A 12902-nucleotide genomic window follows, 5' to 3' on the forward strand; every position below is an offset into this window, starting at 1 on the left:
GTACGGGTATCAGCGAACCTGGTCTACCTTGATACGTACAGATTGCGGGTCACTGCCATCGAGCGCGACAGCGTGGTGTTCGGTATTGATGAACAGCAACTTGCCATTCAGCTCGATGCGCGCGCTCACCGCATAGCGGTGGCCAGGCTTGACCTGCGCGGGGTCATAGGTGAGATGGAACGGCAGTGGTACGTTGCCTTTGACCGGGCCGGCCTGGCGCGCCAGGGTTACGGCAGGGGCGTCCATCAGCGACACATCCTGCAGTTCCACGCTCAGGGTGGCGGCAGGCGGCAGGGCAATGCGCTGCAGGTAGAAGACTTCACCGTCCAGGCTGGCCTGGCTGTGTGGGGTTTGGCTGGAACAGGCTGCAAGCAGGGATGCGCAACACAGCATAAAGAGTTTTTTCATGGAATCTCCGGTGTCCTTGGAGCTGGCTTGTGGCCAACCCCAGGGACTTTAGCGGATTTTACCGACCGATGAACCGTTAGAGGGTCGAAGTTTCCAGCCCGTCCTCCCGGTGCAGGGCCACCTGGCGGATCGACAGACGCAGCTCGGCCGACAGCACACGCTTGGCCACGCCCTCGGCCAGCTCGCCGAGCTTGTCGTGATAACCCAGCTTGCCTTGCGCGTCGGCGTGCAGCACGCCTTGCTGAAGCAGGGTCTGGATGAAGTGGCGGAACAGCGTCTTGTCGAAGAACTCCGGCGCGTTCAGGCCATGCAGGATCGACAGGCGCTGGGCCATCATCACGCACAAGTCTTCCAGCGCTTCGGCGCTCAGGCTGTTCTGCCCGCTGTTGATCAGCAGCGAGGTGGCCATGTAGAAGCGCTGCAGGGTCTGGGTGATGGTGCGGGCAAGCAGGGTCAGCAACACGAACTGCCGCGAGCTGGGCGCCGGGCGCACGTACAGGTCGTTGTCCTGGCGCAGCAGGCCCTGTTCCACCAACGCGACCAGCCATTGGTCGATGACCTCGTCCAGCTGTTCTGGTGTCCAGCGCAGGAACAGTTCGGCCTGCAGGTAGGGGTAAAGCGCGTGCACATACTGGCCCAGCAGTTGGCGGCTCATGCGTGAACTGCTGAGGAAGAAGCTGGCCAGCAGCGCCGGCAGGGCGAAGATGTGCAGCACGTTGTTGCGGTAATAGGTCATCAGTACCGCATTGCCTTCATCCAGATAGAGGATGCGGCCCAGGGCGTCCTTCTGCTCGGCCACCAGGTTCATGCTGCGTACATGTTCGATCAATGCCTGGCCGTCGCCCTCGGGCAGGGTGGTGTGCGGCGAGTAGGGCACTTGGCGCAGGAGCGCCAGGTACAGGTCGAGTACGCGGGTCAGGGCGCGTTCGTCCAGGGCAAGGCGGCTGGTGGACAGCAGTGCCAGGGCCACCAGGTTGACCGGGTTGATGGCGGCTGCCTCGTTGAGGTGACGGGCCACGGTTTCTCCCAGGCGAGCGGTGGTAGCGTTGAGCCAGTCCGGACGGTACTGCGGACCGTGATCCTGGTCACGCCAGCCGGGCTGCTGCTGGTCGAGGAAACCAGCCAGGCGGATGGGTTCGCCGAAGTTGACGTAGACCTGGCCAAAGCGCTGCTTGAGTGCGCCGAACACCTTGAAGATGTCGAACACCGACTCCTTCTTCTTGCTGGCGCCGCGCAGTTCGCCCAGGTAGGTACGGCCTTCGAGCACGCGCTCGTAGCCGATGTACACCGGCACGAACACGATTGGTGTACGCGACGAACGCAGGAAGCTGCGCAGGGTAATGGCCAGCATCCCGGTGCGCGGCTGCAACATGCGCCCGGTGCGCGAGCGGCCGCCTTCGACGAAGTACTCGACCGGGAAACCCTTGGTGTACAGCGTGTGCAGATACTCGTTGAACACTGCCGTGTAAAGCGGGTTGCCCTTGAACGTGCGGCGCATGAAGAAGGCGCCGCCACGGCGTAGCAGGTTACCCACCACCGGCATGTTGAGGTTGATGCCCGCCGCCACGTGCGGCGGGGTGAGGCCGTTGCGGAACAGCAGGTACGACAGCAGCAGGTAGTCGATGTGGCTGCGGTGGCACGGCACGTAGATCACTTCATGGCCAGGGGCGATACCCTGTACCTGTTCGATGTGGTTGACCTTGATGCCGTCGTAGATCTTGTTCCAGAACCAGCTGAGCACCACTTCGAGGAAGCGGATGGCGGTGTAAGTGTAGTCCGAGGCTATCTCGTTGCCGTAGCGCAGTGCCTGGGCCTCGGCTTTGGCCAGCGGCAGGTTCTCGCGCTGCGCTTCGTCGGCAATCGCCTGGCGCACTTGCGGAGCATGGACCAGGCCTTTGACCAGGGTGCGCCGGTGCGAGATGTCCGGGCCGATGACAGCAGTCTTGAGGTTGCGAAAGTGCACGCGCATCAGGCGCTGGGCCATGCGCACGGTGCGCTCGTGGCCTTTGTTGTGCTGCACCAGTTCGCGCAGGTGGATTGGCGCGGAGAATTGTACCCGGGTCTTGCGCCCCAGGATCAGTACGGTCAGCAGCCGGCGCAGGCGCCCGGTTACCGCCCAGCTGTCGGCGAACAGCAGCTTCCAGGGGCTGGACTCGCTGGCCGGGGTCTGGCCCCAGAACACGCTGACAGGAATGATCTGCGCATCTTCTTCGGCATGCTGTCTGACGGCAGCCACCAGGCGCTCGAGCGTGGGCGGGGCGCCACTTTTGTCCTGCCGGCCGAGCCAGTCCGGGTCGGGGGTCAGGTAGAAGAACGCGGCGGGTTCCTGCAGTGGGCCGACGGCTACCGGCAGCACCGGGCGCGGCAGCCCCGCCTTGGTGCACTCGTGGTCGAGCACGGCCAGGTCGGTGAGCGCGGGCGAGGGCAGCGCATAGAACACCGGCCGACTGCGGTCCAGGTTGAGGGTCATGGAAGACTGGTTGATGGTCTCGGAGCGCACCCACAGGTACAACAGGCGACGCAGGCCGCCGAAGATCAGGCGGCGCAGGGGGGAACGGGTCATGGGGTGTGTGCCCTGGGTGTGATTATCAGGTGAGTATCCTGCTATTTAGTCTGCCGTATCGGCGTAAGTTCAGCAAAATTCGGCCAACAGCGGGGCCGTCATCAATTTTTTTTGTTCTGTGTCATATACTCGGCCTGCCACTTGCAGGATATTTCGGCAAGCGGCGTTGGCATGGGGCAGGTGACCTCATGCCTGCAAGGCGATCTTCACAATAAAAATCCGGAGTAGTTCAGATGTCGTCTCGTGAGACTGGGAATGTAAAGTGGTTCAACGATGCCAAGGGTTACGGCTTCATTCAGCGCGAAGGTGGTGCAGATGTGTTCGTCCACTATCGGGCGATTCGCGGTGAGGGGCATCGTACCCTGGTCGAAGGGCAGCGGGTGGAGTACGCCTGCGTGCAGGGCCAGAAAGGCCTGCAAGCCGAAGACGTAGTGGGCCTCTGAGCCTCTGGTTTCAAGCCGTAGGAGCGGGCTTGCCCGCGAAGCAGCCACCACGGTGGCTGCCACGGGCATGGCCCGTGTTCGCGGGTAAACCCGCTCCTACAGAAACGAGCAAGGCTGCCGTTTCATGATGTACGCCAGGTGATTTCCTCCTCACCGTCGGCGCTGATGCGGACCCAGCGGTCGGCATCTTCTTCCCCGTCTTCCTCAACCCAGCCACCCGGCGCACAGCGCACTTCCACACCCAGCGCGGCAAATGCAGCCCTGGCGCAGGCAACGTCATCGGCCCACGGCGTCTGGTCGCTTTCCAGGTACAGGCTGTTCCATTTCCCTACAGCCTTGGGTAACCAAGTGACCGGAATGTTACCGGCATGGCATTTGAAGGTCTGGCCTTTCTGCTTCCATTCAGTGCACGGGCCGATTGCCTGGGCAAGCCACTCGGCAATCTGCTTGTGGTCGACGTCGGCGTCCTTCAGGTAGATCTCGATATCAGGTTGACGCATAAGGGCTCCGGTGTGCTCAGTCTTGGCGCACGAAATAGTCATAACGCATGGAAACCGTGACCTCGAACGGCTCGGGCTGGTCGATCACCCGGGCACGTTTTTCGGCGCTGGCGCGCCAGCCGTGTGGGGTCATGGCCAGCAGGTCGGCGCGGGCCTTGGGCGCGGCCAGGCTCAGGCGGAACTCGAGGGTTTCGCTGTGGGCATGGGCCATGCCTTCAGGGACCAGGGCCAGGTGCTTGTCGTCGGCGTAAGGGCGTACTTCATCGTAGAGCACTTCACGCAGTTCCATCAGATGGCCGCTGGTCGGGCCGACCCGCATCAGGCCGCCGCCGGGGCTGAGCAAACGCTTGGCCTCGGCCCAGTCCAGCGGGCTGAAAACGCTGGCGATGAACTGGCAGCTGGCGTCGGTCAGCGGTACGCGGGCCATGCTGGCGACCATCCAGGTGACCGCCGGTGCTCGGCGGCAGGCACGCTTGACCGCTTCGCGGGAGATGTCCAGCGCATAGCCGTCGGCGGCCGGCAAGGCCTGGGCGACCTGTGCGGTGTAGTAACCCTCGCCGCAGCCGATGTCCAGCCAGGCGCCAGGCTGGCGCTCGGCGGCCAGCTCGGCCAGGCGGCGGGCGACTGGCGCGTAATGGCCGGCGTCGAGAAAGTCGCGGCGTGCCTCGACCATGGCCTGGTTGTCACCGGGGTCGCGGCTGTTCTTGTGCTGCACCGGCAGCAGGTTCAGGTAACCCTGGCGGGCGCGGTCGAAGCGGTGGCCAGCCGGGCACACCACACCATTGTCGAGCCGGCTCAGCGGCGCCTGGCAAAGCGGGCAGGCAAGCATCAGGCGAGCAACCGGACCAGGGTCTGGTAGTAGATTTCGGTCAGCAGATCGAGGTCGCTGGCAAGGATCCGCTCGTCAACCTGGTGGATGGTGGCGTTGACCGGGCCGAGTTCGACTACCTGGGTGCCCATGGTTGCGATGAAACGGCCATCGGAGGTGCCGCCGCTGGTGGAGGGCTGGGTTTCGCGACCGGTGACGCCCTTGATGCTGGCCGCCACGGCGTCGAGCAGCTCGCCTGGTTCGGTCAGGAATGGCAGGCCCGACAGTGCCCAATCGACCGACCAGTCCAGTTCATGCTTGTCGAGAATCGCCGACACTCGGGCCTGCAGGCCTTCGACGGTGGACTCGGTAGAGAAGCGGAAGTTGAACAGCGCGGTCAGCTCGCCCGGGACCACGTTGGTGGCGCCGGTGCCGGAATTGACGTTGGAGATCTGGAAGCTGGTTGGCGGGAAAAACGCGTTGCCTTCGTCCCAGTGCTCGGCAGCCAGTTCCGCCAGGGCCGGGGCGGCCAGGTGGATCGGGTTGCGCGCCAGGTGCGGATAGGCCACATGGCCCTGCTTGCCGCGTATGGTCAGCTTGGCGCCCAGTGAACCACGGCGGCCGTTCTTGACCACGTCGCCCAGCAAGGTGGTGCTGGACGGTTCGCCGACGATGCACCAGTCCAGGCGCTCGTTGCGCGCTTTCAGGCGCTCGACTACCGCCTTGGTGCCGTGGTGGGCCGGGCCTTCCTCGTCGCTGGTGATCAGAAACGCGACCTTGCCGCGATGGTTCGGGTAGTCCTGCACAAAGCGCTCGCTGGCGATGACCATGGACGCCAGGCTGCCCTTCATGTCGGCGGCGCCACGACCGCAGAGCATGCCGTCGGCGTCGATCAGCGCCTCGAACGGTTCATGCTGCCATTGCTGGACCGGGCCGGTGGGCACCACGTCGGTGTGGCCGGCAAAGCACAGCACCGGGCCTTCCTGGTTGCCGTGGGTGGCCCAGAAGTTGTCGACGTCTTCGATGCGCATCGGCTCCAGCTGGAAACCAACGGCGCCCAGACGGTTCATCATCTGCGCCTGGCAATCGGCATCGACGGGGGTGACCGAGGGACGACGGATCAGGTCGCAGGCCAGTTGAAGGGTAGGCGAGAGCTCGGCAGGGGCCGTCATGGGGGACTCCGGGGCAAGGCAAGGCGGGGAAATCTGAGGGGCGTTATCTTATATCAAATGGTTTCGGGCAGCACGGCCCATTCGCGGGCGTGCCCGCTCCACCAGGTACCGCACAGCTCTGAATGCCTGTGCCAGGCCTGTGGGAGCGGGCGTGCCCGCGAATGGGTTGCACAGGTCAGCCCAGGCAACTTCAAGCCTGCTGCGCTTCGGCAGCCTTTTCTGCGGGCTTGGGCAGCGACGACAAGAATGCCATCACCAGCGCTGCCACATATGGCAACGACTGCACCAGCAACATCGCCACCCAGAAGCGCATGTCCGAGCTCGGCAGCCCCTGCACCAGGTAGATGCCCAGCGCCGCGCCCCACAGCAGCACCATGATGAACAGCTCTTCACGCGCTTCGGAAATTGCCACCAGCAACCCATGGCTGTCAGCATTCTTCGGCGTGCGGAAGAACGGCATGCTGCTGGTGAAGAAGCCATACAGGACCGCCTTGGCGATGGTGTGCGACAGTGCCAGCCCGGCCAGTGCAGCTGCGAAGGCATCCTTGAGGTTCACCCCCACCGCTCGGCGGTACAGGAAGACGATCTTGCCGACTTTGAAGAAGAACAGCGCCAGCGGCGGGATGGCGAAGATCATCAGTGGCGGGTCGACCCGATGCGGCACGATGATCATCGCCGCCGACCACAACAGCGCGCCGATGGTGAAGAAGATGTTCATGCCATCGGCGATCCACGGTAGCCAGCCGGCCAGGAAGTGGTAGCGCTGGCCACGGGTCAGCTGGCTGCCTTTGCCGCGCAGCAGCGCACCGGCGTGGTGCTTGATGATCTGGATGGCGCCGTAGGCCCAGCGGAAGCGTTGCTTCTTGAAGTCGATGAAGGTGTCGGGCATCAGGCCCTTGCCGTAGCTGTTGTGGGCGTAGGCGGCGGACAGGCCTTTCTCGAACACGCGCAGCCCCAGCTCGGCATCCTCGCAGATGCACCATTCGGCCCAGCCCAGTTCTTCCAGCACACTGCGCCGGGTCATGGTCATGGTGCCGTGCTGGATGATCGCGTCACGGTCGTTGCGGGTGACCATGCCGATGTGGAAGAAGCCCTTGTATTCGCTGTAGCACAGCTTCTTGAAGGCACTCTCGTGCTGGTCGCGGTAATCCTGCGGTGACTGCACCACGGCAATTTTCGGATCGGCGAAGTGCGGCACCATGTGCTTGAGCCAGTTGCGGTCGACGCAGTAGTCCGAGTCGATTACCGCGATCACTTCGGCGTCCTTGGCCGTGTGCGGGATCAGGTAATTCAGTGCACCGCCCTTGAAGCCGGCCAGAGGCGCGACGTGGAAGAACTTGAAGCGCTCGCCAAGCTTCTCGCAGTGGGCCATGAGCGGCTCCCACACGGCCGGGTCCTTGGTGTTGTTGTCGATCACCAGTACTTCGTAGTCGGGGTAGTCCAGGGCGGCCAGGGCGTCGAGGGTTTGTTTCACCATCTCAGGTGGCTCGTTGTAGCACGGCACGTGCACCGACACCTTGGGCCGGTAGGCACTGTCGGCCTGCACGGGCAGGAATTCGCGGCGGCGCTTGTGTATCCAGACCGCCTCGGCCAGCTCGTGGGCTTCGGTGAGCAACACGATGAACACGCCCAGCGCGCCGAGGGCCAGCAGCACGCCCACGGTCAGGCTGAACCAGGTGCTGTATTGCTGGCTGTAGTCATAGGCGATCCACACCAGTACCGACCCGCACAGGAAGGTGATGAACGTCAGGAAGGTACGGCCACGCTGGCGCAGGGCCGAGCCATCGATGAACAGCACCATCAGGGCGATCATTGCCAGCACCACCGACGCCACTGCCAGGGCCCGCCACTGCGGGATCGCCACCACGGGGCCGTCGAAGTTGAACTTCTGCTGGCGCTCGGCGTTGTAGACGCCCCAGTAGGCGCCTACCGAGCCTTCGTCGCTGGCCTTCCAGGGTTGGTCATAGGCTTCAATGACAAAGTAGTTGTAGCCACGGCGGTTGAGGGTATTGACCAGGGTGCGCAAGTAGATGGCCTGGTCGGCCTGTGTGGCATCGGCACCACCGCGCATGCGGCCGTTGCTCGGCCAGCCGACTTCCGACAGCAGCAGGGGTTTGCGCGGGAACTGGTGCTTCAGTTCACGGGCGCGGTCGAGGACGAACTCGACCGAGTCCTTCATTGGCACGAACTCCCAGTAGGGCAGGATGTGCGCGGCAATCAGGTCGACGTGCCTGGCCAGCTCAGGATGTTCCTTCCAGATGTGCCATTGTTCACTGGTGGTCACAGGCACCTTCACGGCTGCGCGTACCCGGTCCAGGTATTCGATCAGGTTTTCCGGTGTGACTTCTTCACGGAACAGCGCCTCGTTGCCGACCACCACCCGCACCACGCTGCGCGAGGTATTGGCCAGCTGGATGGCCGTGGCGATCTCGCGCTCGTTGCGCTCCAGGTCCGGGCTGATCCATATCCCCAGCGTCACCCGCAGGCCGAACTCTTCGGCCAGGCGCGGGATGTCGGCCTGAGTGCCCTCCACGGTGTAGATACGGATGCTGTCGGTCAGTTTGCTCAGTTGCTCCAGGTCCTGGCGCAGTTCTTCGTCAGTGGGGTACTGACCCTTCTGCGGGCTTTCGCCCAGGCGGAACGGCGAATACGAAAAGCCAGAAATCTGTTCTGGCCAGGCGGGGGCGAAGACCGGGCGGTTGATCAGTGCCCAGAACCCGGTGAACAGTGCGGCGATGGCCAGCACCACTACCAGGTTCAGGCCGAATTTACGTGAAGACATCGTCGTCCATTCGTGGCGAAGTGGTAGGACATTAAAGCAGTGTTGGTAGTCTCTTTCCTAACGATGCAGGCCTTGGGGCTGCTGGCATATAATGCGTGCCGGTTTTTTGGGGTATGAACATGAGCACAGAAGATCCACGCTTTGCCGGCGTTGCCCGGTTGTATGGCGACCAAGGGCTGCAGCGGCTGGGCCAGGCCCATGTGGGCGTGGTCGGTATCGGCGGGGTGGGCTCGTGGGTGGCCGAAGCGCTGGCCCGCAGCGGCGTGGGCGAAATCACCCTGTTCGACCTGGACGATGTCTGTGTCAGCAACACCAACCGCCAGGCCCATGCGCTGGAAGGGCAGGTGGGGCGGCCCAAGGTCGAGGTCATGGCCGAGCGCCTGCGGGCGATCAACCCCGGGTGCACGGTGCATGCGGTGGCCGACTTCGTCACCCGCGAGACCATGGCCGAATACATCACCGAGCACCTCGACTGCGTGATCGACTGCATCGACAGCGTCATGGCCAAGGCGGCGCTGATCGCCTGGTGTCGGCGGCGCAAGATTGCCATTGTCACTACCGGTGGCGCGGGTGGCCAGATCGACCCGACGCAGATCCAGATCGCCGACCTGAACAAGACCTTCAACGACCCGTTGGCGTCACGGGTGCGTTCCACCCTGCGCCGCGACTACAACTTTTCGCGTAACGTCAGCCGCAACTATGGCGTGCCGTGCGTGTTCTCCAGCGAACAGCTGCGTTACCCCAAGGGTGATGGCAGCGTTTGCTTGCAGAAAAGCTTCGTGGGTGAGGGCGTGCGCCTGGACTGCTCGGGTGGCTTTGGTGCAGTGATGATGGTGACCGCGACCTTTGGCATGGTAGCGGCGAGCAAGGCGATCGAGAAGCTGGTGGCTGGAGCGCGCCGGCCGTCGGAACGGGTCAAGCCTGAATAGACCGCGTGGGCGTCTTCGCGGGCCCGCCCGCTCCCTCAGGTACTGCATCTCTCTCAAGCATGACGCCGTACCTGTGGGAGCGGGCAGGCCCGCGAAGAAACCGGCGCCGATTCAGCGGTTGGACGCCAACTCCGTCATCCGCTGCAACACCGCATGCAGCCCATTGCTGCGCGACGGCGACAATTGGCGTTCCAGCCCGAGCTGGGTAAACCACTCGTGCAGATCAATCCCGGCCAGCTCCTCACTGGCCAGTCCCTGCACCCGCACCAGCAACAGCGCCAGCAGCCCACGCAACAAGCGGGCATCGCTGCTGGCCTTGAACCGCCATACTCCCTCGATCTGCTCGGCCACCAGCCACACCAGGCTCTCGCAGCCATGCACCCGGTTGGCCTCGGTCCTTTCGGCATCAGCCAGCGGCTCCAGGCGGTCACCCCACTGCATCAGCAACCGAGCACGCTGTTCCCAGCCTTTGCCCTGTTGAAAAGCTACCAGCGCTTGATGCGCCTGTTCCGGCAGGCTCATCGCAACAGCTCCAGGCCTTGATCCAGCGCGTCGAAGAAATGTTGCAAGTCATCGCTGTCGTTGTACAAACCCAGCGACACCCGTATCGCGCCCTCTAGCCCCATCCCCTTCAGCAGTGGCATGGCACAGTGGTGACCGGCACGCACGGCAATGCCCTGTTCAGTCAGCAGATGAGCGATATCGGCGTTGTGCACGCCCTCGATGACGAAACTGGCCAGGGCCGTCTGCGGTGCACCCAACACCCGCACACCTTCGCGGTCGCCCAGGCCACGCAGCAGGTGCTGGTGCAGGTTGGCTTCATGCGCTGCGACCGCATGGGCATCGAGGCTGGCCAGGTAGTCCAGTGTTGCGCCCAGGCCTATCACTCCGGCAATGGGCGGCGTACCCGCCTCGAATCCCAGGGGCGCGGGGCGGAAGCTGGCGCTGTGGTATTCGGCCAACTGCACCATCTCGCCACCGAACTGCCAGTGGCGCAACAGCTCCAGGGCCTGGGCGCGACCATAGAGCACGCCGACGCCGTCTGGACCATACAGCTTGTGGCTGGAAAACACATAGAAGTCGCAGCCCAGTTGCTGCATGTCATGGCGACCATGCACCACGCCTTGGGCACCATCGACCACAGTCAGCGCGCCCTGGGCGCGGGCATGGGCCAGTAGCGCTGGTAGCGGCTGCCAGGTACCCAGCACGTTGGACAGCTGGCTGACGGCGAGCACCCGGGTGCGCGGGCCGATCAGTTGCAGTGCCTGTTCCTGGTCGATACGGCCATGGGCATCCAGCGGCAGCACCACCAGGCGCAGGTTGCGCCGGTGCGCCAGCTGTTGCCAGGGCAGCAGGTTGGCATGGTGCTCCAGGGCACTGACGGCAATTTCGTCACCGGCTTCGAGGCGGTGCTCCAGGCCATAGGCCAGCAGGTTCAGCGCCGAGGTAGCACCGTGGGTGAACACGATCTGCCGCGAGTCTGCGGCATTGAGCCAGGCGGCGACCTTGTCGCGGCTGGTTTCGAAGGCCTGGGTCGCCAGCGCGCCGGGCAAATGTTGGGCGCGGTGCACGTTGGCCGCGCCATGGCCGTAGTAATGGCTCAGGGCGTCGAGCAGGGCTTGCGGCTTCTGGGTGGTGGCTGCGCTGTCCAGGTATGTCTGGTGCTGCCGTTGCAGGGCGGCGATGGCGGGAAAGTCGGCACGCCAGGGAGAGGGCTGAAACATGTTTGCGAGGCCTGGAATGAAAATCGGGTCTGGTGCATTGGCGCCAGACCCGATCTTAACACCTCAAACCCGGCAAGGTTCTCAGTTGTGAGCGTGCAGCGCTTCGTTCAGCTCGATGGCCGACTTGTGGGTCTTGCACTCAACTGCGCCGTTGAGCGAGTTGCGACGGAACAGAAGGTCGGTCTGGCCGGCCAGATCGCGGGCCTTGACCACTTTGACCAGCTCGTTGTTCTCGTCCAGCAGGTTCACCTTGGTGCCTGCGGTGATATACAGGCCGGCTTCGACGGTGTTGCGGTCGCCCAGCGGAATACCGATGCCTGCGTTGGCGCCGATCAGGCAGCCCTCGCCAACCTTGATGACGATGTTGCCGCCACCGGACAGGGTGCCCATGGTCGAGCAGCCGCCGCCCAGGTCCGAACCTTTGCCAACGAATACGCCAGCGGAAACGCGGCCTTCGATCATGCCCGGGCCTTCGGTGCCAGCATTAAAGTTGACGAAGCCTTCGTGCATGATGGTGGTGCCTTCGCCGATGTAGGCACCCAGGCGCACACGGGCGGTGTCGGCGATACGCACGCCGGCTGGTACCACGTAGTCGGTCATTTTCGGGAACTTGTCCACCGAGAACACTTCCAGCAGCTCGCCCTTCAGGCGTGCTTCCAGTTGCAGCTCGGCCAGCTCGCCCAGGTCGACTGCGCCCTGGTTGGTCCAGGCCACGTTTGGCAGCAGCGGGAAGATGCCGGCCAGGCTTACGCCATGCGGTTTGACCAGTCGGTGCGACAGCAGGTGCAGCTTGAGGTAGGCCTCTGGAGTCGAGCTCAGAGCGGCGTCTTCGGCCAGCAGGGTGGCGACCAGCGGCTTGTGGCTTTCGGCCAGGCGGGTCAGCAGGGCGGCCTGGGCGGCGTCCACGCCTTTTACGGCTTCGGCCAGTTGCGCGGCCTGGGCGTTGCTGAAGGCGATGGCCTGGTTGCCACCTTCGTAACCGAGAACAGGGGCGACTGCAGCAACCAGTTCGGCGCTCGGGTTGAGCAGCGGTTGTGCGTAGAACACTTCCAGCCAGGCGCCCTGGCGGTTCTGGGAGCCGACACCGAAGGCCAGGCTGAACAGGGTATTGGACATGTGATTACCTCGTGCGAAATAGGGTGGGGGCTCAGGCCAGGGCAGCGGCGTACAGGTCGGGCTTGAACCCGACCAGGGTACGCGCGCCAAGGTCGAGCACCGGGCGTTTGATCATCGACGGCTGGGCCAGCATCAGCTCGACGGCCTTGGCCTGGTCGAGGTCTGCCTTGCTGGCGTCGTCCAGCTTGCGGAAGGTGGTGCCGGCACGATTGAGGATGACTTCCCAGCCGTGTTCGGCGCACCAGCGGTTCAGGCTGTCACGGTCGATGCCTTGGGTTTTGTAATCATGGAATTCGTAGGCGATGGCGTTGTCTTCGAGCCAGGTACGCGCCTTTTTCATGGTGTCACAGGCTTTGATGCCGTAGAGCGTGTAGGTCATTGTGTACATTGGGGTTACAAGTCGCCCCAATCTCTCCGTTTTTCGATGTCAGTCGCGGGATTATGCGGGAACGATCCT

Annotated in this window: 12 protein-coding genes; 2 read left to right on the plus strand and 10 right to left on the minus strand. The window is 63.8% G+C overall.

The window, feature by feature from the left end; genetic code table 11:
* Window positions 1-9: 9 nt before the first annotated feature.
* Complete coding sequence (locus J3A98_RS03055) at window positions 10-408, minus strand: YbaY family lipoprotein (RefSeq protein WP_103462968.1); 399 nt, start codon at window positions 406-408, stop codon at window positions 10-12.
* Window positions 409-484: 76 nt separating this feature from the next.
* Complete coding sequence (gene plsB, locus J3A98_RS03060; protein ID WP_209963940.1) at window positions 485-2971, minus strand: glycerol-3-phosphate 1-O-acyltransferase PlsB; 2487 nt, start codon at window positions 2969-2971, stop codon at window positions 485-487.
* Between the two features lie 233 nt (window positions 2972-3204).
* Here plsB and J3A98_RS03065 point away from each other — a divergent pair, with 233 nt between their 5' ends.
* Entirely contained in the window at window positions 3205-3414 is a 210-nt protein-coding gene (locus J3A98_RS03065; RefSeq protein ID WP_003252255.1) for a cold-shock protein, read from the plus strand.
* 122 nt (window positions 3415-3536) lie between these two features.
* Here the strand turns inward: J3A98_RS03065 and J3A98_RS03070 are convergent, their stop codons facing one another.
* The 4 genes from J3A98_RS03070 to J3A98_RS03085 form a co-directional block, all read right to left on the minus strand.
* A complete protein-coding gene (locus J3A98_RS03070) occupies window positions 3537-3914 on the minus strand; it encodes a hypothetical protein (RefSeq protein WP_176682746.1) in 378 nt (125 codons plus the stop codon).
* Window positions 3915-3930: 16 nt separating this feature from the next.
* Window positions 3931-4743: a putative RNA methyltransferase gene (locus J3A98_RS03075; protein ID WP_209963944.1), complete on the minus strand. Its 813-nt coding sequence runs from the start codon at window positions 4741-4743 to the stop codon at window positions 3931-3933.
* On the minus strand, window positions 4743-5894 hold the full coding sequence (gene dapE / locus J3A98_RS03080; protein WP_209963949.1) for a succinyl-diaminopimelate desuccinylase: 1152 nt from the start codon (window positions 5892-5894) through the stop codon (window positions 4743-4745). Before dapE ends, J3A98_RS03075 begins: the two co-directional genes overlap by 1 nt.
* Window positions 5895-6084: 190 nt before the next feature.
* A complete protein-coding gene (locus J3A98_RS03085; RefSeq protein ID WP_209963952.1) occupies window positions 6085-8676 on the minus strand; it encodes a glycosyltransferase in 2592 nt (863 codons plus the stop codon).
* A 119-nt stretch (window positions 8677-8795) separates the two neighbouring features.
* Here J3A98_RS03085 and tcdA point away from each other — a divergent pair, with 119 nt between their 5' ends.
* Window positions 8796-9605, plus strand: a complete 810-nt coding sequence (gene tcdA, locus J3A98_RS03090; protein WP_176682749.1) for a tRNA cyclic N6-threonylcarbamoyladenosine(37) synthase TcdA — start codon at window positions 8796-8798, stop codon at window positions 9603-9605.
* 111 nt (window positions 9606-9716) lie between these two features.
* Here the strand turns inward: tcdA and J3A98_RS03095 are convergent, their stop codons facing one another.
* The 4 genes from J3A98_RS03095 to J3A98_RS03110 form a co-directional block, all read right to left on the minus strand.
* Window positions 9717-10127, minus strand: coding sequence for a SufE family protein (locus tag J3A98_RS03095; protein ID WP_209963957.1), 411 nt, complete (start codon window positions 10125-10127; stop codon window positions 9717-9719).
* The gene (locus tag J3A98_RS03100) at window positions 10124-11329 is read right to left on the minus strand and encodes a cysteine desulfurase (RefSeq protein ID WP_176682751.1); all 1206 of its coding nucleotides are present in this window, start codon (window positions 11327-11329) and stop codon (window positions 10124-10126) included. Before J3A98_RS03100 ends, J3A98_RS03095 begins: the two co-directional genes overlap by 4 nt.
* 81 nt (window positions 11330-11410) lie before the next feature.
* Window positions 11411-12445, minus strand: a complete 1035-nt coding sequence (gene dapD / locus J3A98_RS03105) for a 2,3,4,5-tetrahydropyridine-2,6-dicarboxylate N-succinyltransferase (protein ID WP_019437665.1) — start codon at window positions 12443-12445, stop codon at window positions 11411-11413.
* A 31-nt stretch (window positions 12446-12476) separates the two neighbouring features.
* Window positions 12477-12824 (minus strand): ArsC family reductase, encoded by a 348-nt coding sequence (locus J3A98_RS03110; protein WP_180689362.1) that lies wholly within the window; start codon window positions 12822-12824, stop codon window positions 12477-12479.
* Between the last annotated feature and the right edge of the window lie 78 nt (window positions 12825-12902).

The sequence above is a fragment of the Pseudomonas sp. BP6 genome, from assembly GCF_017875935.1.
GTDB lineage: Bacteria > Pseudomonadota > Gammaproteobacteria > Pseudomonadales > Pseudomonadaceae > Aquipseudomonas > Aquipseudomonas putida_Y.